Raw genomic sequence first — 21,815 nt, 5'->3', positions numbered from 1 at the left:
AAGTTACATCCTTTCCTACTTATCATTTAAAGCTACAACGCCTGGAAGTACTTTGCCTTCCATAAATTCAAGTGAAGCGCCGCCGCCTGTTGAAATATGGCTCATTTTTTCGGCTAAATTAAATTTCTCTACCGCTGCTGCAGAGTCTCCGCCGCCAATTACTGAATATGTACCTTCTGCTTCTGCAAGTGCTTGTGCAACAGCCTTCGTACCACCAGCAAATTTATCAATTTCGAACACACCCATTGGTCCGTTCCAAATCACTAATTTTGATTTTTGAATGACGTCTCGATAAATTTCAGCTGTTTTTGGTCCGATATCAAGAGCTTCCCAATCGGCTGGAATCTCATTAATAGCTACTTCCTTGCTATTTGCATCTGCAGAAAAATCATCCGCAACAATTGCATCAACCGGCATATAGAAATTGACACCTTTTTCTTTTGCTTTTTCAATAAAAGAATTCGCTAAGTCAATCTTATCGGCCTCAAGAAGAGATTTACCAATTTCATGACCTTGTGCCTTAATAAAAGTATAAGCAAGACCGCCACCAATAATTAAGTTATCAACCTTTTCTAATAGGTTTTCGATAACACCAATTTTGTCCTTTACCTTCGCTCCGCCAATAATCGCTGTAAAAGGACGTTCAGGATTTGATAGAGCTTTTCCTAGTACATCAAGCTCTTTTTCCATTAAAAGACCAGATACTGCAGGAAGATGGTGAGCAATACCTTCTGTTGAAGCATGTGCTCTGTGCGCTGCACCAAATGCATCGTTTACATAAACATCAGCAAGTTCTGCAAAGGATTTCGCTAATTCTGAATCATTCTTTTCTTCACCTGGGTAAAAACGAACGTTTTCAAGAAGAAGAACATCGCCTTCATTCATTGTTTCAATGATAGATTTAACAGAATCACCATATGCTTCATCTGCTTTTTGCACGTTTTTGCCAAGAAGTTCGGAAAGACGTATGCCCACTGGAGTTAAACGCATTTCCTCTACTACTTTACCCTTTGGACGTCCAAAATGGCTCGCCAAGATTACTTTAGCACCTTGATCAATTAAATATTGAATAGTAGGTAAAGCTGCGCGAATTCTTGTTTCATCCGTAATTTTCCCTTCCTGCATAGGAACGTTAAAATCAACTCGGCAGAAAACGCGTTTTCCTTTTACATCTACATCTTTTAATGTTTTCTTGTTCATGCGAAGCCTCCTAATTTATAAAAAGCTAGTAATAAGACCCTAATTTACATGAAAAAGGGAAGGGGGAATGTTCCCCGCTCCCCTTTGATACCATAAATCATTATAGCTTTTAGAAGAAAATATTTCCAACCTTAGCCTTTTAGGATTATAGTCCTTTTTGAGCGATGTAATCAATAAGGTCAACAACACGGCTAGAGTAACCAACTTCGTTATCGTACCAAGATAATACTTTTACCATATTACCATCAAGAACCATTGTTGATAATGAATCAATTGAAGATGAAGCTGGGCTGCCATTGTAATCAGTAGATACTAATGGAAGTTCGCTGTAGTGTAAGATTCCTTTTAATGGACCTTCAGCAGCTGCTTTTAATGCTGAATTTACTTCATCAGCTGTTACTTCTCTGTCTAATTCGGCAACTAAATCCACGATTGATACGTTTGGAGTTGGTACACGAACAGCCATACCATTTAATTTACCTTTAAGTTCTGGAAGAACTAAAGAAACTGCTTTCGCTGCACCAGTTGAAGTAGGAATCATGTTCTCTGCTGCTGCACGAGCACGACGGTAGTCCTTGTGTGGTAAATCAAGGATTTGTTGGTCATTAGTATAAGAGTGGATAGTAGTCATCATTCCACGCTTAATTCCGAATTCATCATTTAAAACCTTCGCAAAAGGAGCTAGACAGTTTGTTGTACATGAAGCGTTTGATAATACGTGGTGGTTTGCCGGATCGTATTTATCTTGGTTAACACCCATTACGATAGTGATATCTTCGTTATCTGCTGGAGCAGAAATGATAACTTTCTTCGCGCCTGCTTCAAGGTGTTTCGCTGCATCTTCACGCTTTGTGAAACGTCCAGTAGATTCAACTACTACTTCAACACCAAGTTCTCCCCAACCTAATTGAGCTGGATCGCGTTCTGCAAGTACTTTTACCTTTTGATTGCCAACAACTAGGTATTGACCGTCAACAGTAACATCTTGTTGAAGAGTTCCATGAACAGTATCGTATTTTAAAAGATGCGCAAGCATGTTTGCATCTGTTAAATCGTTAATTGCTACGATTTCCATATCTGCATTATTTAATGCCGCACGGAATACGTTACGGCCGATACGACCAAATCCATTAATACCAACTTTTACTGTCATTTTCATTTCCTCCTTGTATTGAAAAAAGGTTTTTTATTTAAAAAGGGATTAACCTTTTAATAACTTTCTTGCTGCACCCTCATCGGTAATTAAAATCGTCGAGGCAGGTGCTTTTTTCATATATGCCTTAATTGCCTTCACCTTGGATGCGCCGCCTGCAACAGCAATCACATTGGGAATCTGTGCAAGGTCTTCTAGTTGAAGTCCAATCGTTAAAACCTTGTGGACAATTTCACCTTTTTCATTAAAATAATAGCCGAAAGCTTCCCCGACTGCCGCATTGGTTTCTAGCTTCTCCATAATCTCAGGTTTTGAACTTCTTCGCTCAGCCATTGTGATAGCATCTCCGATTCCATGAAGAACCATGCTTGCGGATTTTATCAAATTCAAAACTTCATGAATTTCAGGTTCTTTAATCAGGGATTGATAAATTTCATTACTAACCTGATCAGGTACATAAAATACACGGTGCTTCGATTTTGTATTTTTCGACATAATCGAGCTTATCGTATTTGCCTGGTTCTGAACGTCCTCACCAATTCCGCCACGTGCTGGTACAAACAGCAATTCCTTTTTGCCAATCTCGGGCGTAAGTACATTTGCGACAGCAGCCATGGTTGAGCCGCCAGTTACAGCGATTATATTTTTCCCAGTCAGATATTTTTTCATACAAAAGGCACAAGCCTTTCCTAAGTCATCTTTCACCATAAGGGATTCATCACTGTTTCCAGGTACGATAATAACCTTCCGAATCTTAAGTCGGTGTTTGAGCTCCAACTCCATTACGTCAATACCGATTAATTCTCGGATTAGCCCTTCTAAATCCTCTAACAAATTCTTCCCTTCGGAAGTTAAACTCATTCCAATATTGTTAATGGAAACAAGATTTTGTTCCTTTAGGAAATCAACCTCACTGCGAAGAACTCTTTCCGTGTACCCCAGGTTGGAAGCAAGACTCCTTCTTCCCACTGGCTGCATAAATCCAATATGTCTAAGGATAGAATATCGTTTATGTAGCACTTGAAGGAGATCAGGTAATAATCTTTTTTGAATATCGATGAGTGATTGCATAACGTCTTGCTCCTTTATTATATGTAACTGGTCATAAAATGTCCACCATAGACAAATTATGTCCCACTTCATCGAAAAAAAATCACCCCTGCTAACAATTTACATTCTAACAGGAGTGAAAACCTATTTCAACTCAAAAGTTTTTCAATTTTTCTTGCAAACGTTTACTTATGTCGATTTTGTTAATAATTCCAAAACCCACTTCTTCCCCATCGATTTGAACAACTGGAATCATGATTCCATAAGTTTCCGTTAATTCATCACTTTCATCAATATCAATTTCTTCAAATGTAAACTTCCAGTCTTCCTTAAGTTCAAGGATGGCCTGTTTTGCTTTTTCACATAGTGAACAGCGTTTTCTTGTATATAAGGTGATAATTGTATGTGCCATTATTTATATCCTTTCAATCAAACCTTTTTCTTTTAGAGGAGGAAGCTATCCCCATCTGGTCCCGATACTTTGCAACTGTTCTTCTAGAGACAACGATTCCTTGACTTGTCTTGAGTTTCTCAACGATTTCCTGGTCTGATAATGGATGTTGTTTATCTTCACTATTGATCAATGAAGCAATCACATTTTTCACCTGACTCGAGGAAGTGCTTTCATTCGAAACTGTTTGAATGGTACTGGTAAAGAACGACTTCAACGGGAAAGTACCAATTGGTGTCTGCACAAATTTTTCTTTCACCGCACGACTCACCGTTGATTCATGGATTTCAAGTTCGCCTGCTACCTCCTTCATGGTCATCGGTACTAAATATTCCTTGCCATTTTCAAAAAATGAAGTTTGCTTTTCCACGATTTTTCTGACAACCCTCGTTAAAGTTTCCTTCCTCTGCTCAATACTTTTCATAATCCATTGAAAATCTTGCACTTTTTCCTGCAAAAAGCGGCTTACTTGAGAATCCATCGTGGTAGTCATTTTTTGATAATAATGATCGTTAAAACTTATTTTCGGAAGAATATCATCACACAGCCTGACGGAAAATCCATCCCCAAAGCGTTCTACGATAGCATCAGGGATAATGTAGGAGGCATTTTCTTTCTCTAAAAGTGCACCCGGTCGAGGGTTCAGCTGTTGTATGATATCAAATATCTCTTGGATCTTCTGTAAAGGTATTTGTAGTTCCTTTGCAATCTGCTTCCATTTCTTCTCCGCAAATGGGATGAAGTAGTGAGTAAGAATTGTCAGCGCCAAATCTTCCTTTAAGTTTTCCCGTTCTAGCTGTATTAATAAACATTCTTGAAGATTCCTAGCCCCGATTCCAGCTGGCTCCAAAGTTTGAATCACAATAATACTCTCTTCAACCAGTTCTAATTGGACACCTAATAAATGTGCGATTTCCTCGGGTTCAGAGGTTAAGTATCCGTTTACATCAAGATTCTCAATCAAGTACTTAATTATTTTCAATTGAATACCAGAGTATTTACGAAGATTAAGCTGATTTAGCAGCTGGTCTTCATTAGATGTGGACTTTGCTGCAATTTGCTCTATCCAATCATTTTCGGTATTTTTCGTATGTTTCCGCCGATTGCGGTCTATTAATGGGTTAATAGGCTGAATATGGTTATTTTCAACCTGTAATAGGGGATTTTCAAGTGCTTTGTTTTCTAAAAAAGTGGAAAGCTCTTGTGCTGAATATTGTAAGAGCGCAATGGCTTGGGTCAATTCCTGTGTCATTGCCAATTTCAATGTTTGTTGTTGCCATAAACCTGCTTTTAAGTCCATAAACAAATCTCCCCCCTTGCTCTATTTTACATGAAGATGGAGATTTCGTGTATGGTTATTAACTGGCATAAAAAGAAAAACCTCCTGTTAACTGGTAACAGAAGGTTTGGTTGACGCGCTCGGAGGGAATCGAACCCCCATTTTAAGAACCGGAATCTTACGTGCTATCCGTTGCACCACGAGCGCATATATGCGACTTACATATTATATGCCAATTAGTGAAACTTTGCAAGTTAAAATAGGTTTAAAAAACCCCTCAGTGGTTATGCTTGTATAGGGAAAGCTGTCGAACAAATATAAAGCGAATTGTTTGACCTTAATTGACCATCAGTGTATCATTAACTATACATAATAAAATCTTTTCATACTTAAAGGAGGAAGAAAAATGAATTTGATTCCTACAGTTATTGAACAAACAAACCGCGGAGAAAGAGCATACGACATCTATTCTCGTCTTCTAAAAGACCGCATCATTATGCTTGGAAGTGGTATTGACGATCACGTAGCTAACAGCATTGTAGCACAATTACTATTCCTAGAAGCAGAAAATCCTGAAAAGGATATATCCATCTATATTAACAGCCCTGGCGGCAGTATTACTGCTGGTATGGCCATTTATGACACAATGCAGTTCATTAAGCCAGATGTTCAAACAATTTGTATTGGTATGGCAGCTTCAATGGGCGCTTTCTTACTTGCTGCAGGTACAAAAGGTAAGCGTTATGCGTTACCAAATGCAGAAGTAATGATTCACCAGCCATTAGGCGGCGCACAAGGTCAAGCAACTGAAATTGAAATTGCAGCTAAGCGTATTCTATTCCTTCGTGAAAAATTGAATGGAATCTTAGCAGAGCGCACTGGCCAGCCACTAGAAGTAATCCAAAAGGACACTGACCGTGATAACTTCATGACAGCTGAAAGAGCAAAAGAATACGGTCTCGTTGACCATATCATCACTAGAAGTCTTGCCGAAGAAAAGAAAGAAAAATAATGTAAAAAGAGTTTGACCGATTTTAGGTCAAACTCTTTTTATTTTAATGTTCATTTTGAACAAAATTAGACAGTGCATCAATTGCTTTTTCTTCATCATCGCCGTGAGCGACTATATTAACTAAAACACCTGAGCCGACAGCTAAGCTCATAAGACCCATAATACTTTTTGCATTTACTTTTTTACCATCTTTCTCTAAAAAAATATCCGCTGAAAAACGGTTCGCCTCCTGAACAAATAATGCTGCTGGTCGTGCTTGAAGACCCGTTTTCAATTTAACTTCCACCTGTTTCTCAACCATTACAAAATCCTCCTTATGTTTTTCCTCTATTTTCTTGGAGCCAAATCACCAATCCGCAGTTTTTCTGCAATTTCATCTATTTTTCTTAACCGATGATTAATCCCCGATTTACTAATTGTACCTCCTGAGACCATCTCCCCTAGTTCTTTAAGGGTTACATCCGTATAGTGGAGCCTGAGTTCAGCAATTTCTCTTAACTTTTCAGGTAAAATATGCAATCCAACCGTCTCGTTAATATAGCGTATATTTTCAACCTGCCGGATAGAAGCACCAATTGTTTTATTTAAGTTCGCAGTTTCACAATTAACTAGACGATTAACCGAATTCCGCATATCTCTTACAATCCGCACGTCTTCAAAGCGAAGAAGAGCATTGACTGCACCAATAATATTTAAATACTCGGTAATTTTTTCTGCTTCTTTTAAGTAAGTAATATAGCCTTTTTTGCGCTCAAGTGTCTTGCTATTTAGACCAAATTTATTCATTAATTCACACAAGGAATCGTTATGCTCCTTGTATAGTGAAGCAATTTCCAAATGATACGATGAAGTTTCCGGATTATTTACAGAACCCCCAGCTAGAAACGCTCCACGTAAGTAAGAACGTTTACAACATTTCTTTTTCACAAGGTCACTAGCTATGTCATGGATGAAGGTAAATCCTTCACCAAGGATTTTCATATCCTCTAGTATTTCCTTCGCCCGCTGCGACAGGCGGACAATGTAAACATTGTTCTTTTTTAATCTCATTTTTTTCCGTACAAGCAGCTCTACTGGAACATCATAGCTCTTTTTTATTAACGTATATATCCTTCTCGCAATGGCTGCATTTTCAGTCTGAATATCAACAATCAACTTGCGGTTGGAAAAAGACATAGATCCATTCATTCGTATGAGAGCAGAAAGTTCCGCCTGCGTGCAGCAAGGCTTTATTTCTAAATTCGTTAATTCTTTTTTCGTTTCTGAAGCGAAAGACATCCCTTCACCCCCTTTTGCCCCTTTTGCACGGGCATTATTATTTACGCTTCATATCGCCGTTTGGTTTCACTTAAAAGTAAATTATATAAAATTTTCGCCACTTTTTTCGGGTCATGTCGCAGAGCCCCATTTTCCTGGATGGCAATATCCGCATGAACCACTTCAAGTCCAAGTTCAAATATGCGCTCCAAATCATAAATGACAGGGTCCGCCAGTTCTTCATTATAACGGAGCTGGATGTCTTCAGGAACTTCTTTATCATTCACTAGAATCGTATCCATAAAAGCACAAGCCATATGATCATAAATGGCTTTTACATGGTCACTTGCCGTGTACCCGTGCGTTTCGCCCGCTTGGGTCATTAAATTGCATATATATACCTTTTTCGCATGAGAACGGCAAACTTCCTCACCTAAGCGCGGTACTAGCAGATTAGGCAGGATACTAGTATATAAACTTCCAGGTCCTATAATAATTAAATCCGCTTGTCTAATCGCTTGTATCGATTCTGGCAAAGGTGTGATAATCTCTGGTGTTAGAAAAACTTTTTTTATTTTTTTGCCTGAGTAAGGAATTTTTGATTCACCAGATACGACTGTCCCGTCCTCCATTTCCGCATGAAGCACAACACTTTGATTGGCTGCAGGCAGAACCTTACCGCGGACATTTAATACCTTACTCATTTCTTGAATCGCGTGAACAAAGTTCCCGGTAATCGACGTCATGGCGGCAAGAATCAAATTACCAAGCGAATGTCCCGATAATTCATTGGAGGTCTTAAATCGATGTTGAAACATCTCTTCCACTAGAGGTTCAACATCCGATAGTGCAGCTAACACATTTCGGATATCCCCAGGCGGTGGGATTTGCAGGTCGTCACGGAGCCTTCCTGAACTGCCGCCATCATCAGCAACCGTCACAATGGCGGTAATATCAACTGGATACTGTTTTAAGCCTCGTAATAAAACCGGTAATCCTGTTCCTCCGCCAATGATGACGATTCTTGGCTGCCCTAACTCCCTCATGTCGTTTTATCCTTTCTCCTCTCAATGTCACGGTGTGAAACGAATGTCTTGTAGTCATTCTCAAAGTACTTAGCAAGATATTCAGCAAGGGTAACGGAACGATGCTGCCCTCCAGTACAACCTATTGCAATCACAAGCTGGGCTTTTCCTTCCCGCTTATAATGTGGAAGCATAAAGCCTAGCAAATCTGTAACCTTCTCGATGAATTTATGTGTTTCATTCCATTTTAAAACATAGCTTGAAACCTCTTGATCTAATCCTGTCTTAGGCCTCATGTGATCGATATAATGAGGATTTGGAAGGAAACGTACATCAAACACAAGATCGGCGTCGATTGGAATACCATACTTAAATCCAAATGACATGACATTGACAGTAAAAATTGATTTTTTATTCGTAGTGAATTCCGTTATAATCTTTTCGCGTAATTCACGCGGCTTCATTTGTGAAGTGTTGTAAATAAGCTGGGCTCTGCCCTTTAATTCATCAAGAAGCTCCCGCTCCAATTTAATTCCTTCTAATGGCAAACCTGATTGTGCCAGCGGATGAAATCTTCTTGTTTCTTTATATCTTCGCACTAAAGTAGCATCATCAGCATCCAAGAATAGGATTTGAGGGCTCACCCATGAGGTTTCTGCAAGGTCATCAAGCGCTTTAAACAAATGATCAAAGAACTCTCTTCCTCTTAGGTCCATAACCAATGCGACTTTATTCATTTTATTCCCAGATTCCTTCATAAGTTCAAGGAATTTTGGAAGGAGAGTCGGCGGCAGATTATCCACACAGAAAAAACCTAAATCCTCTAAACTTTGGATAGCAACCGTTTTCCCTGCTCCCGACATCCCCGTGATAATGACCATTTGTGTTTCATTTGTTGATCCGGTACTCATTTATTTTTCCCCCTCACGTTAACTTGGATCTAATCGATAACTGATTAGTTGAAAATCTTTGGTATAAGTAAAAGTACCGTAAATAATTCCATTTCCATGAATCATGTAATCGATAATATGATAGTCTCCCGCAGCCATTGGCAGGTTTTTTATTTGATCAAGCTGCTGCCATTCAAGCTTACCTTCATCAGATTCATCAAAGTGCATCCCATCAGAATCAGTTGCAAAAAAGGTAAACATCATCCATTCGGATAAAACTTGATCATTTTCTTTCATAATGAAGGTGAAAATCCCCTTCAATTGCGGGTTTTTTAAGTATATTCCGGTTTCCTCCCGGTACTCACGAATACATGAATCTCTTACTGACTCGCCAGGCTCCATTTTGCCACCCGGTGCTGTCCACCAGCCACGCCGCGGTTTCTTCAACATTAATACTTGATTATCTCTAATTAATACACAATTGGTAACTCGCTGCACAACAAACACCCTCTAACAAGAAAAGCGGAATCTCCTAGGTGCTAGAGCTCAGACTTTTCTCAAAGTTAAATATTTTTTCTCATCTATATAAAAATCTTATAGTAGTAAAAAAGCGTATAGTTATTCTTTTTATTATACTCTTTTTGGTAAGCGGTCACAATGAAATCAGATTTCTTTATTCTGTTAAAAATATGTAAAAAAAATAGCACAGGCATTTTCAGCCTGTGCACCAAGTGAATATTTTAAAGGGGGTCAATTCTTATTATCATTCTACCTTATTTATATTTCACTACTGTTACAAGAGAATTAAAACCGGATTACGATTATGAAGAATTTGTAAATTTACTTCTTAATTTTCAATTCCTCTTTCAGTTCCTCAATATAGTGCTGGGCACTTTGCGCAGCGATACTGCCATCACCAGTAGCGGTAACGATTTGTCTTAGTGTCTTCTCGCGGATATCCCCTGCTGCAAAAATTCCTGGCACTTTTGTTTCCATTCGCTCATTTGTTTCAATATAGCCATTTTCATTGGTAATTCCTAGATTTATAAATGGTTTAGATAGTGGGATCATTCCAATATAAATGAATACACCATCTGCTGGAAGTTCCTTTTCTTCTCCATTTTGAGTAGAAACAAGTGTAACGCTGCCCACTTTCCCATCTTTATCATTAATCGATTTAATCGTATGATTCCAAATGAAATCAACTTTTTCATTTGCAAATGCACGGTCTTGAAGGATTTTCTGCGCACGAAGTTCATCACGTCGATGTACGATCGTTACCTTAGAAGCGAAACGAGTTAAGTAAACTCCTTCTTCAACTGCTGAGTCTCCGCCGCCAATGACATACAATTCTTTTTGCTTAAAAAATGCTCCATCGCATACTGCACAATAGGATACACCGCGGCCGCTAAGTTCCTTCTCGCCTGGTACCCCTACCTTCTTATATTCAGCACCCGCTGAAATAATAATCGAATAGGCCTTGTATTGCTTTGAACCAGCAACAACGGTTTTAACATCACCATTGTCGATAATTTCCTTAATATCCCCATAAGCATATTCAGCACCGAACTTTTTGGCGTGCTCAAACATTTTTGTGGACAAATCAGGACCTAGAATACTCTCAAAGCCAGGATAATTCTCAACATCCTCCGTGTTCGCCATTTGACCACCCGGCATACCACGTTCAATCATAAGTGTAGAAAGATTTGCACGAGATGTATAAACAGCAGCTGTCATTCCTGCAGGACCAGCACCAGCAATAATCACATCATAAATTTTTTCCTCAGACATGTGGACACTCCTCCATTTAAAAGCGGAAGCGCCTTGCTCAGGGGCGACAGGCATAAGACGATCCGGCATGAAGGTTGCGCTCTTTAACCTTCTTGACGGCTTGGCTTATGATCCGAGCCCCTAGGCGCTGCAGCTAGATATAAATATAAAAAAATACGATTAAGTATAGTATTTCCTACTTAATCGTATAAAACAATCGTATCGAAGTCCATTTATCTGCTTAATTTAGGTGCTGAGTCACTAACTTTACATATTTGCCAATGGTTGCTGGGGAGATATCATAGCGCTTGGCAATTTCTTGCTGTGATACCTTTTCATTGCTTGCCTTATACCAGACATATTCCATGGCGCCTGCCCAAGCCCGTTTATTATTTAGGTTAAACTCAAGCCTAGACTTAGCCAATTCCACAAACACGGAAAACCACATTAAATATAAACCAGATTCAACCGTGCCAATCGGCTGATGTTTTTCATATAGGACTTGAGCAATTTCCTGCGCATCGACAATAGCAGAAGGAGTTCTTGATTTTAGTAAAGAGACATAATTTTTTTCTAAAGTGGTAAGCTTTTGATTTTGGTAAAAACGTTTTGAAGTAAAGATTTCATCTGCCTTTCCTGAGACCGAAGCAAGGAATAATGCAAATAAACGTTCTTCTATATAATCACTTTCTAGTTTTTGGAAAATCGAACCTGAGTGATCTTCGAATCCATTTGCAATTGGCTTTTCGACATTCCATGGCTCAAACCCCTCTTTATCTGGAGTATGCTCAAGGACAATTTTCCAAATGCTTTTCGCAAAGTTCTCAAAGCCTGTATGAAATGCGGAATACGATAGCCAATAATAAAAAGGACCGTCACCCTCAAAGCCGTTTTTATACAGCTTTTTCAGCCAAAAGTATGCCGACTCATACTCACCAATTAAAGCAAAGGTTGCGCCTAGCTTAAATTGATGATCAATGAGCATTGGCTGAATTTTCTTTAACGAATCCATTAAACGTGCGACAGCTTTAGTCTTACCTTGGTAATGGGCAAACACTAGCCGATTACACAATGCGTGCAGATTTCCAGGATTTCTTTCTAACACATCATCAAGAATCGATTCTGCTTTTTTGGTTTTTCCTAAATAAAAATAAGCGAGAGCTAAATTGTTATATGCCGACCAATATTCAGGATATGCTTCCACAACATCGTTTAACAGTTCGATGGCTTTCGGAAAATAACCTGATTCCAACAAGTCACGAGCCTGCTCCTGCTTTATGATAAGGTCGTCCTGTTCATAAAGCTCATCTTCTAAACCCTCTGCCTCGAACGATAGAAGCTCTAGAAGGTCGTGTGTATCTTCATTAAAATCCCCGTTTGGGTCCAATTCCAAATACATATTTGCATGATGATACGCATCTTTAAAGAAACCCATATGGGCATAATTATTTGCTAAAAAATAATGACATTCTGCCATTTCTTCATCAAGATCTTCAAGGATTAAATGCAAGAGTCGATTAGAATTTTCAAACTCACCAAGTTCTGTTGACACAATGGCAAGCTGACAGGTTATCATCGGTTCACCCGGCTCCAGCTGCATCGCCCGTTGAAGATATTTTTTAGCTTTTTTAAAATCACGGCGATGGTATGCCTTGATACCCTTCGTGAAATAATATTCCCCAGTCGGAACAAATGACAGGATCTTTCCCTTTTGAATTCTTGCTTTCGAATCTTTAACCATGGAGACCTCCATCTATACACAATAAACTAACTTATGTAGTATACCACACCAAAAGCCAGTACGAGAAGGATTAGAACCAATACAAGCACATTGGAAGATATTCCAAATATGCAAAAACACGCTGCATAACAGCGTGTTTTTGCATATTTGGTGCCTGTCACCAAAGTGATTTCACCTTAGGTGAAATCACCGCTGCAGCGGTGACAGGCACCATTTTATCTTTTATGTCTTTCTTCTAATGTTTTTAACACTTCTTTAAATGGCATGCCTTGTTCAACCAACAATACTTGTAAGTGGTAAAGGAGGTCGGCGGCTTCCCATTTTAGTTCTTCTTTGTCCCGGTTTTTGGCGGCGATGATGACTTCTGATGCCTCTTCGCCGACTTTTTTCAGGATTTTATCTACGCCTTTTTCAAATAGATAGGTTGTATAAGCTCCTTCTGGACGCTCTTTTTCCCGTTCGATAATCAACTTCTCTAATGATTGTAAGATCTGATAGTCTGCTAAGTTAGAGGTTGTTCTTTCTGTAACTACACCCTCAGAGAAGCAGCTAACAGCTCCTGTATGGCATGCAGGTCCCTTTGGCTCAACAAGCACAAGGACTGCATCCTGGTCACAGTCATACTTCACACTTACGACAGACTGAGTGTTCCCGCTTGTCGCGCCTTTGTGCCAAAGCTCCTGACGAGAACGGCTGTAAAACCACGTTTCCCCAGTTTCCAGCGTTTTTGTAAGAGATTCCTGATTCATATACGCTAATGTTAATACCTCTTTTGTTTCTGCATCCTGGACGATCGCAGGGACAAGCCCTTTTTCATCAAAACGAATGTTCATCGAACCGTCACTCCTCTCTCTAACAAATAACTTTTCACTTCATGGACTGATGTTTCTTTATAGTGGAAGATTGAAGCTGCAAGCGCTGCATCGGCTTTTCCATTTACAAATGCTTCCTCAAAATGACTGGCGTTTCCAGCACCGCCTGAAGCAATCACCGGAATCGTCACAGCTTCACTTACCGCTTCTGTAAGCTGGAGATCAAAGCCATTTTTCTCGCCGTCACTATCCATACTTGTCAGTAAAATTTCACCTGCACCGAGTCGTGCGGCTTCCTTGGCCCAATCAATGACTTTTCGATCGGTTGCAGTTCTGCCTCCGTGTGTATAAACACGCCAGGTCCCAATCTCTTCATCATACTTTGCGTCAATAGCGACTACGATACATTGTGTTCCAAAGTAGCCGGCACCCTCAGAAATAAGTTCCGGATTCAATACTGCCGCAGTGTTTAAGGACACTTTGTCAGCACCCGCCCGGAGAATTCGTTTCATATCTTCTAAAGAATTAATCCCGCCGCCAACAGTAAAAGGGATAGCAAGCTCCGATGCCACAGACTTAACCACTTCAACCATGGTTTTTCGTCCTTCAACAGATGCAGAAATATCAAGGAATACGAGTTCATCTGCTCCTTGTTCATCATAGAATCTAGCCAATTCAACAGGATCTCCCGCATCTCGAAGTTGAACAAATTGAATACCTTTCACAACTCTTCCTTCTTTTACATCAAGGCAAGGAATGATACGTTTAGTTAGTGTCATTTTCTCACCTCATTTAGTGCTTCCTTCAATGTAAAACGATTCTCATAAAGGGCTTTTCCGACAATCGCTCCTCTAACGCCTTCTGCATTGAGGGCGCGCAAATCTGCTAAACTACTCACACCGCCAGAAGCAATGACAGTTTTCCCGGTAACCTCAGCCATTTCACATACAGCAGCAATATTAGGTCCTGCTAGAGTACCATCTGTAGCGATATCGGTAAAAATAAAAGTCTCCGCACCTGCATCAGCAAAGCGTTTGCTCAGTTCTACTGCTTTCACTTCTGAAGTATTCAGCCAGCCATGGGTAGCCACATAGCCATTTTTCGCATCAATCCCCACAACAATTTGCTTCCCATACTTCTGAATCATTTCAATCGCAAACTCAGGATTGGAAACAGCGATACTACCGATAATCACGCGCGTAATTCCATTTTCTAAATAATGAAGGATGTCAGCCTCAGAACGAATGCCTCCGCCAATTTGGACATTTACTTTTAGCTGCTTGGCTGCTTCTATTACAAAGCGGTCATTAACCCTTTGGCCATCCTTGGCACCGTCAAGGTCTACCATATGTATCCATTCTGCCCCATCCTCAGCAAACGCTCGAGCCATGTCAAAAGGTGAATCGCCATATATCGTTTCCTTATCATAATCACCTTGCAGGAGGCGTACGCAATTCCCGCCGCGCATATCAATCGCTGGATATAGTGTCAGTGTCATCGTACTTTATCCTCTCTTCAACCAATTTCAGAAAATTACTCAATAGCGCCATTCCAAGCTTACTGCTTTTTTCAGGATGAAATTGCATTCCAAATATATTATCTTTGCCAACAACAGCAGAAACTTCTTCATGATAAGTGGCTTTTGCCAACAGCGCCTCTGAGTTTTCTGCACTTACATAATAGGAATGAACAAAATAAACATAATCTTCCTCTAAACCATCCAAGAGTGGAGATGATTTAACAAAATCAAGCTTATTCCATCCCATATGTGGAACCTTGTAGGTTTCACCTGCAGCATTTGTGCCAGAAAAACGTCGTACATGACCAGGTAATAAACCCAGCCCTTTCGTAAATCCATTTTCGTCACTATCTTCAAACAATAGCTGCATCCCTAGGCATATCCCAAGCAGTGGTTTCCCACTTGCTGCAAACTCCTTAATGGCGTCGACCTGTAAAACTTCCATCGCATCCCGGAAAGAGCCAACACCCGGAAGCAGTAAGGCATCTGCACGCAGGAGTTCCTCTTTGTCACCTGAAATAAAATAATCTGCATTCAACCGTTCAAGGGCTTTACTGACGCTAAACAGATTGCCCATACCATAATCGACAATACCAATCATCTATAACATCCCTTTCGTTGACGGAACTCCTTTGATGCGAGGGTCAATTGTTGTTGCTTCGTCAAGCGCCCTGCCAAGTGCTTTAAAAACAGCCTCAATCATGTGATGCGTATTGTGTCCGTAATGAACAATGACATGAAGGTTCATGCGGGCCTCGAGGGCCAGCTTCCATAAAAATTCATGAACGAGTTCCGTATCAAACGTACCCACCTTAGCACTCGGGAACTCGGCACGCATTTCAAGGTGCGGGCGATTGCTTAAGTCGACAACCACCTGAGCTAATGCTTCATCCATTGGTACGAAAGCATTACCATAGCGTTTAATCCCTCTTTTATCACCAAGTGCTTCTCTTAATGCCTGTCCTAAAACAATTCCGATATCCTCAGTAGTATGATGATCGTCTACCTCAATATCCCCTTTTGCATCGACGGTGAGGTTAAATTGTCCATGTTTCGTGAATAAATCGAGCATATGGCTCATGAATGGAACCCCTGTTTCTAGTTCAGACTTTCCTTCGCCATCTATATCTAGTGATAAACTAATTTGGGTTTCATTTGTTTTTCGTTCAAGCTTCGTGTATCTTTCCATGGAAGAGCCCCCTAGCAATAAATTATTGATTTTTAAGCCTTAACTCTACGGCACGCGCATGGGCTTCAAGACCTTCCATGCGGGCAAATTTTGCGATTTTTTCTCCATTATCTTTTAACGCTTTTTCACTGTATATAATCACACTAGATTTCTTTTGAAAATCATCTACATTTAACGGACTTGAAAATCGGGCAGTCCCATTGGTTGGCAAGACATGATTAGGTCCGGCAAAATAATCACCTACAGGCTCTGAACTAAATCTGCCTATAAAAATAGCACCCGCATGACGGATTTTCCCAAGCAGTTCAATCCCATTCTCAGTCAATATTTCAAGGTGCTCCGGTGCCAGCTGATTAACAGTTTCTACCGCTTCTTCTATAGAAGAAGTCACGTAGATAACGCCGAAATCCGCAATCGACCGAGAGGCAATATCCTTTCGCGGCAATAAAGCCAGTTGCTTTTCAACTTCGACAGCCACCTCTTCTGCTAATTTCATTGAAGGGGTAACAAGGACACTGCACGCACGCGGGTCGTGTTCTGCTTGAGATAACAAGTCAGCAGCGACCTCATCGGCACGAGCTGAATCATCGGCAATGATTGCTATTTCACTTGGACCTGCGATCATATCAATATCCACATCACCGAAAACCTCTCGCTTTGCCAATGCTACAAAGATATTACCTGGACCCGTAATTTTATCAACAGGTGCAATTGACTTTGTTCCATAGGCAAGGGCTCCAATCGCCTGTGCTCCGCCAACTTTATAGATTTCTTCCACTCCTGCTTCTTTTGCTGCAACTAATACCGCTGCTGGAAGTTTCCCCTCGCTATCCGGTGGTGATACCATCACAATTCTTTTCACCCCAGCCACCTTTGCAGGAATGACATTCATTAACACAGAGGAAGGATAAGCTGCTGTTCCCCCTGGGACATAAACACCAACCGAGTCAAGTGGAGTTATTTTTTGACCAAGAATACTGCCATTTTCTTCGGTCGTCATCCAAGAAGGACGCAATTGTTTTTCATGAAAGCTTCTAATATTGTCAGCCGCTTCTCGAACAATGGAGATAAACTCAGAATCAACTTTTCCATAGGCTTCATTTATTTCATTTTCAGTTACCTCAAAAGAATCTAATCTTGCACGGTCAAACTTTTCTGTATAATCACCTAAGGCTTTGTCACCTGAGGTTCGAATGTCCGAAATGATATTTTTAACTACGTCTAACTGTTCAGTTGTACCCGATTCAATTGACCGTTTGATGGATACAAGGTCATTCACTTTTACGATTTTCATACTATTTTACCTCCAAGGAGACAACGGTGCTTAATCTTGTCACTAATTCGTTTATTCGTTCATCTTTAATCCGGTAACTAACAGGATTAACGATAAGTCTTGATGTCACATCTTTAATTCGTTCATATTCAACAAGCCCATTTTCAACAAGCGTTCTTCCAGTGGAAACAATGTCAACGATTCGATCCGCTAATCCAATTAAAGGTGCAAGCTCGATTGAGCCATTTAATTTTATGATTTCGACCTGTTCACCCTGCTCGCGGAAATAAGCAGCCGCCACATTCGGATATTTCGTGGCCACTTTTGGTGCAACATCGTTCATCGCAGTCCCAGGCAGGCCAGCAACAGCCAAATAGCAGGCACTGATTCTTAAATCTAGCAGTTCGTAAACATCTCGTTCTTCCTCAAGTAAAACATCCTTACCAGCAATACCGACATCCGCAACCCCATGCTCAACGTATGTAGCTACATCCATTGGTTTTGAAAGGATAAAACGCATGTTTTCCTCTTCAACATCAATAATTAATTTCCGAGAATCATCAAACTCAGGAGGAAGCTTGTAGCCTGCATTCCGTAATAAAACTAAAGCTTCTTCAAAAATTCTTCCTTTTGGCATCGCAATCGTTAATTTCGAATTCATCTTAAGCCCCCCCGATTAAAAAGGTGGTATTGGCAAACTTTTTTGTAAAAGCATCAAGATTCTTCACACCATTAATATCTTGCAGAACGGTTTTCTTTCCTTCTGCCTTCATGGTTTCAGCCAATTGAAAGGCTTCCTTTCGTCGTTCCTGGCTGAAAAAAATACACTCAACAGTATTGCTGACCTCTTGTGGACCCATAGCCTCCAAAAGTTTATCAAGCCTAACTGCAAAACCAGTTGCACTTGCCTTTTTTCCAAATTTCTCGATTAATCCGTACCGACCGCCGTTTCCAATTGGAAAGCCGACATTCCCGGCATAAGCCTCAAATAAGATTCCGGAATAATAACTCATATGGCTGACAATCGTAAAATCAAATTTCACGTAATCCTTTAGGCCGTAGTCTGTGATTACATCCCACAATTCCTTCAGCTGGATAAGAGATTCTTTTCCATAGCCGTCTTCAACGATATCAAGTGCTTTTCCAATTACCTCTTCGCCGCCTCTTAATTCAAGCAGCTGTAATAGCCTCTTCTTATCGATTGAGGATAGGGAATAGGAGTTTACTTGCTCACGATAACCAACAAAGTTCTTTTCATATAAAAACCGTCTAAGAGCGTTCGCACGTCCATTGGTTCCTAGGATCTGCTTAAATAATTCTTGGGCAAAGCCGATATGCCCTACCGATACTTGAAATTGGCTCAATCCGGCTTTTTTTAACGAAGAGACGAGCAAAGCGATTATCTCGCCATCGCTTGAAACGGTATCGTCATTAATATACTCCACACCAATTTGCTCAAATTCTGCTGGTCTGCCGCCTTCTCGCTGCTGTGCACGGTAAACATTTCCAGCATAAGCCAAGCGCAGCGGAAGATCATTTTCTAACAGACGTGATGCCGCGACTCTCGCAATCGGCGAAGTCATATCTGGCCGAAGTACAAGGGTATGACCATCCTTATCGAGTAATTTGAAAAGCTCCGAGTCAAGTATGGCGGAGGCTGTTCCAACGGTTTCATAGTATTCTAACGTAGGTGTTTCAATAAATTGATATCCCCATTGTTTAATGGCATCCTCCATCAAAGTACGTACACGGTGCTTTTTTTCATAAAGTTCCGGAAGCGTGTCTCTCATGCCTAAAGGCTTTTCAAACATAAATAAACGGCTCATTTAAATCATCCTTTATTTTCAGAATCCTTTAGTTCGCTAATGTGATAATAAATTAAAGTTTACCTTTTTGAGTAATCTTCGTCAACTGAAAACTGATAATTCCGCGAGTTTTGTGATTTTCCCCGCGCTTTGGTGAATGAAACCCGTGAGAATTGGTCATTCCCTCGCGTTTTGGCGATACATCTTTATGTAAAAAAAAAGCCAGGTCAAAAGCCCAGCTTCCTTTATTCACTATTTTTTTTTCCATATATCGGGTCTTCCGCCCACCGCTTTTCCATTTCTTCTTTGGAATAGATCACCCGCATAGGGTTGCCGCCGACGAATGCACCAGCTGGTACATCTTTATGGACAAGTGTTCCAGCAGAAACGATAGCTCCGTCACCAATCGTTACCCCAGGTAGAATCGTTGAATTCGCACCAATCATCACTTCACTACCAATATCAACAGGACCAAGGCGATACTCTTTTATTAAATATTCATGGGCAAGAATTGTTGTATTGTATCCAATCACTGTGTTCTTTCCCACACTGATTTTCTCAGGAAACATTACATCAAGCATGACCATTAAGGCAAAAGAAGTTTGCTCGCCGACTTTCAACCCTAAAAACTTACGATAAAGCCAATTTTTCATCCCAAGAAATGGAGTGTATCGGGCCAGTTGGATGACAATAAAATTCTTTACAACCTTCCAAAAGGGAACCGTTTTATATACATGCCACAAGGAATTTGCCCCTTCAACAGGGTAGCGGGTGGTCTTCCTCATCCTTATCCCTCTCCGAGAATAGTTAATAAATCCGTCATGTTTTCTAACATGTAATCTGGTTCATATTTTGCTAGATAATCTCTTCCCTTGATCGTCCAAGCAACACCTGCAGTTTTCGTACCTGCATTTTTCCCAGCTAGTACATCGTGAAAATTATCGCCTACCATTAAGGTTTCCTCTGGCTTTGAATCTAACTTTTCAAGCGCCAAAAATATTGGCTCGGGATCCGGTTTCACTTTTTTCACATGATCGTAAGCAATCATGACGTCAAAAAACGGATCTAGTTTCATCAAGCGAAGCCCTTTAAAAGCCACATCCTCACGTTTCGTCGTCACGATGGCAAGTTTATACCCTTTTTTCTTTAATGTCTCAATCGTTTCCATCACACCTACAAATTCTTTCACCAATGCGTCGTGATTCGCTAGATTGTATGTGCGATATGCTAACACCATTTCCTCCACTCTCTCGGGATCCATTGCTCCAAAAACTTCATGAAGAGTTGGACCTAAAAATGGCAGGACATCTTGTCGCTGATACTTGCCTGGAAAGTATTTTTCAAGTGTGTGTAAATAAGTAGAAATGATAAGTTCATTTGTATCGATTAACGTTCCATCTAAATCAAATAAAATAGTATTTATATTATTTTTCATAGGTTGGTTCTGCTCCCTTTCTGCTCATGATGCCTGACCGTTTCCATATGAATCCAACGATCAAAGTTAAGATAATGGCTACACCCAGCCGTATTAAAAAGAGTGGCCAGACCGGAATACCCAGCGGGATAAAGATAAGTGTATCCTCCACTACCGTGTGGCAGGACATCAGAAAAAGAAAAGCGAGTGTTATATCCTTTTTACTCACTCCATCTTCCTCCACTGCCTGGATGACAACTCCTGCACCATAAGCAAGCCCAAATAGTAAGCCTGCCGCCATAGTAGTAGAGGTATTTTCATGCATTCCAAGACTCCTAGTAATCGGAGACATTCCTTGCGAAAATTTCTTCAGCCATTGCAAATCCTTTAAGATCTGAATGACAATCATCAGCGGGATGACAATCATTGCTAACTGCAGAATCCCAAGCCCCGCTTTTTCAATTGCTGCAAGTAAAATAGCACCGATTCCAGTAATTTGTTCATCAGTTCTTGCTTGAATCAGACCATATTGTGCTGTCTCACCGCCGCCCTGCCAAACAAGGTTAATCACGATTGCCGAAGCAAATGCAAGTCCCAGCCGCGTAACCAAAACAAGCCAAAGCTTAATCCCAACCTTCAAAGCAACGCCTGATTCAACAATTAAATTATGAGAAAATGAGAGCATTACAGCTAATATAAAAACTTCCTTCACAGTTAAATCGAGTGTTAAAATCGCTCCAATCGAGGCATATAGGTTGAGGAAATTCCCCAAAACCAATGGAATGGCGGCATCTCCTGACAATCCAAACAGCTTCATCATCGGCGCTATTAATTTAATAACCCACGGCAAGATAGGTGTATACTGCAGCACCGCTACAATAAGGGTTACTGGAAAAATAATTTTCCCCAAGGTCCATGTTGTTTTAAGCCCCACCTGTAAACCCTTTTTAATTGAGTTAAACATTTCTCCAAAAT

General features: G+C 40.4%; 24 protein-coding genes and 1 tRNA gene. 1 reads left to right on the top strand and 24 read right to left on the bottom strand.

Annotation, left to right across the window (positions count from 1 at the left end):
• Window positions 1-15 precede the first annotated feature (15 nt).
• The 6 genes from ABC255_RS04975 to ABC255_RS04950 all read right to left on the bottom strand — a co-directional run bounded on the left by ABC255_RS04975 (window position 16) and on the right by ABC255_RS04950 (window position 5,340).
• Entirely contained in the window at window positions 16-1,200 is a 1,185-nt protein-coding gene (locus ABC255_RS04975; protein ID WP_412991756.1) for a phosphoglycerate kinase, read from the bottom strand.
• 145 nt (window positions 1,201-1,345) lie between these two features.
• On the bottom strand, window positions 1,346-2,353 hold the full coding sequence (gene gap, locus ABC255_RS04970; protein ID WP_335532009.1) for a type I glyceraldehyde-3-phosphate dehydrogenase: 1,008 nt from the start codon (window positions 2,351-2,353) through the stop codon (window positions 1,346-1,348).
• Between the two features lie 48 nt (window positions 2,354-2,401).
• Window positions 2,402-3,424: a sugar-binding transcriptional regulator gene (locus ABC255_RS04965; protein WP_412991754.1), complete on the bottom strand. Its 1,023-nt coding sequence runs from the start codon at window positions 3,422-3,424 to the stop codon at window positions 2,402-2,404.
• A gap of 133 nt (window positions 3,425-3,557) precedes the next feature.
• Window positions 3,558-3,815 carry a glutaredoxin family protein gene (locus ABC255_RS04960; protein ID WP_412991752.1) on the bottom strand — a complete coding sequence of 86 codons (258 nt, stop codon included), beginning with the start codon at window positions 3,813-3,815 and terminating at the stop codon, window positions 3,558-3,560.
• Window positions 3,816-3,828: 13 nt separating this feature from the next.
• On the bottom strand, window positions 3,829-5,154 hold the full coding sequence (gene rpoN / locus ABC255_RS04955) for an RNA polymerase factor sigma-54 (RefSeq protein ID WP_412991750.1): 1,326 nt from the start codon (window positions 5,152-5,154) through the stop codon (window positions 3,829-3,831).
• A 114-nt stretch (window positions 5,155-5,268) separates the two neighbouring features.
• Window positions 5,269-5,340: transfer RNA gene (locus tag ABC255_RS04950), tRNA-Arg, on the bottom strand.
• Window positions 5,341-5,539: 199 nt separating this feature from the next.
• On the opposite strand from ABC255_RS04950, the gene clpP reads away from it, so the two are divergent.
• The gene (clpP, locus tag ABC255_RS04945) at window positions 5,540-6,145 is read left to right on the top strand and encodes an ATP-dependent Clp endopeptidase proteolytic subunit ClpP (RefSeq protein WP_412991748.1); all 606 of its coding nucleotides are present in this window, start codon (window positions 5,540-5,542) and stop codon (window positions 6,143-6,145) included.
• 43 nt (window positions 6,146-6,188) lie between these two features.
• Here clpP and ABC255_RS04940 read toward each other — a convergent pair whose 3' ends face one another.
• From ABC255_RS04940 to ABC255_RS04855, 18 genes are all read right to left on the bottom strand, one after another.
• Window positions 6,189-6,446 (bottom strand): HPr family phosphocarrier protein, encoded by a 258-nt coding sequence (locus ABC255_RS04940; RefSeq protein WP_335532022.1) that lies wholly within the window; start codon window positions 6,444-6,446, stop codon window positions 6,189-6,191.
• A 26-nt stretch (window positions 6,447-6,472) separates the two neighbouring features.
• Complete coding sequence (gene whiA / locus ABC255_RS04935) at window positions 6,473-7,423, bottom strand: DNA-binding protein WhiA (protein WP_307193912.1); 951 nt, start codon at window positions 7,421-7,423, stop codon at window positions 6,473-6,475.
• 41 nt (window positions 7,424-7,464) lie between these two features.
• Window positions 7,465-8,448, bottom strand: coding sequence for a gluconeogenesis factor YvcK family protein (locus ABC255_RS04930; RefSeq protein WP_335532027.1), 984 nt, complete (start codon window positions 8,446-8,448; stop codon window positions 7,465-7,467).
• Window positions 8,445-9,338: an RNase adapter RapZ gene (gene rapZ, locus ABC255_RS04925; RefSeq protein WP_412991747.1), complete on the bottom strand. Its 894-nt coding sequence runs from the start codon at window positions 9,336-9,338 to the stop codon at window positions 8,445-8,447. Before rapZ ends, ABC255_RS04930 begins: the two co-directional genes overlap by 4 nt.
• Window positions 9,339-9,356: 18 nt before the next feature.
• Entirely contained in the window at window positions 9,357-9,815 is a 459-nt protein-coding gene (locus tag ABC255_RS04920) for an NUDIX hydrolase (protein WP_412991746.1), read from the bottom strand.
• 342 nt (window positions 9,816-10,157) lie between these two features.
• Entirely contained in the window at window positions 10,158-11,108 is a 951-nt protein-coding gene (gene trxB / locus ABC255_RS04915) for a thioredoxin-disulfide reductase (protein WP_412991745.1), read from the bottom strand.
• A gap of 220 nt (window positions 11,109-11,328) precedes the next feature.
• The gene (locus ABC255_RS04910; protein ID WP_412991743.1) at window positions 11,329-12,828 is read right to left on the bottom strand and encodes a tetratricopeptide repeat protein; all 1,500 of its coding nucleotides are present in this window, start codon (window positions 12,826-12,828) and stop codon (window positions 11,329-11,331) included.
• Window positions 12,829-13,043: 215 nt separating this feature from the next.
• Window positions 13,044-13,661, bottom strand: a complete 618-nt coding sequence (gene hisIE / locus ABC255_RS04905; protein ID WP_412991742.1) for a bifunctional phosphoribosyl-AMP cyclohydrolase/phosphoribosyl-ATP diphosphatase HisIE — start codon at window positions 13,659-13,661, stop codon at window positions 13,044-13,046.
• Entirely contained in the window at window positions 13,658-14,419 is a 762-nt protein-coding gene (hisF, locus tag ABC255_RS04900; protein WP_412991741.1) for an imidazole glycerol phosphate synthase subunit HisF, read from the bottom strand. Before hisF ends, hisIE begins: the two co-directional genes overlap by 4 nt.
• Complete coding sequence (hisA, locus tag ABC255_RS04895; protein ID WP_412991739.1) at window positions 14,416-15,138, bottom strand: 1-(5-phosphoribosyl)-5-[(5-phosphoribosylamino)methylideneamino]imidazole-4-carboxamide isomerase; 723 nt, start codon at window positions 15,136-15,138, stop codon at window positions 14,416-14,418. Before hisA ends, hisF begins: the two co-directional genes overlap by 4 nt.
• Window positions 15,110-15,760, bottom strand: coding sequence for an imidazole glycerol phosphate synthase subunit HisH (gene hisH / locus ABC255_RS04890; RefSeq protein WP_412991738.1), 651 nt, complete (start codon window positions 15,758-15,760; stop codon window positions 15,110-15,112). The genes hisA and hisH overlap by 29 nt, the downstream gene beginning before the upstream one ends.
• A complete protein-coding gene (hisB, locus tag ABC255_RS04885; RefSeq protein WP_412991736.1) occupies window positions 15,761-16,348 on the bottom strand; it encodes an imidazoleglycerol-phosphate dehydratase HisB in 588 nt (195 codons plus the stop codon).
• 22 nt (window positions 16,349-16,370) lie between these two features.
• On the bottom strand, window positions 16,371-17,642 hold the full coding sequence (gene hisD, locus ABC255_RS04880; RefSeq protein WP_412991735.1) for a histidinol dehydrogenase: 1,272 nt from the start codon (window positions 17,640-17,642) through the stop codon (window positions 16,371-16,373).
• A gap of 1 nt (window position 17,643) precedes the next feature.
• Entirely contained in the window at window positions 17,644-18,282 is a 639-nt protein-coding gene (hisG, locus tag ABC255_RS04875; protein ID WP_412991733.1) for an ATP phosphoribosyltransferase, read from the bottom strand.
• 1 nt (window position 18,283) lies between these two features.
• Window positions 18,284-19,447: an ATP phosphoribosyltransferase regulatory subunit gene (locus ABC255_RS04870; RefSeq protein ID WP_412991731.1), complete on the bottom strand. Its 1,164-nt coding sequence runs from the start codon at window positions 19,445-19,447 to the stop codon at window positions 18,284-18,286.
• Window positions 19,448-19,671: 224 nt separating this feature from the next.
• Window positions 19,672-20,211, bottom strand: coding sequence for an acyltransferase (locus tag ABC255_RS04865; protein WP_412991729.1), 540 nt, complete (start codon window positions 20,209-20,211; stop codon window positions 19,672-19,674).
• A gap of 2 nt (window positions 20,212-20,213) precedes the next feature.
• Window positions 20,214-20,861 carry a pyrophosphatase PpaX gene (gene ppaX, locus ABC255_RS04860; RefSeq protein WP_412991728.1) on the bottom strand — a complete coding sequence of 216 codons (648 nt, stop codon included), beginning with the start codon at window positions 20,859-20,861 and terminating at the stop codon, window positions 20,214-20,216.
• A complete protein-coding gene (locus ABC255_RS04855) occupies window positions 20,851-21,804 on the bottom strand; it encodes a nucleoside recognition domain-containing protein (protein ID WP_412991726.1) in 954 nt (317 codons plus the stop codon). Before ABC255_RS04855 ends, ppaX begins: the two co-directional genes overlap by 11 nt.
• Between the last annotated feature and the right edge of the window lie 11 nt (window positions 21,805-21,815).

The organism is Neobacillus canaveralius (assembly GCF_047237705.1).
In the GTDB taxonomy this organism is placed as follows: Bacteria; Bacillota; Bacilli; order Bacillales; family Cytobacillaceae; genus Neobacillus; species Neobacillus niacini_K.
Note: the sequence above shows the minus strand (reverse complement) of the source record. Positions and strands in the feature narration are given on the sequence as shown.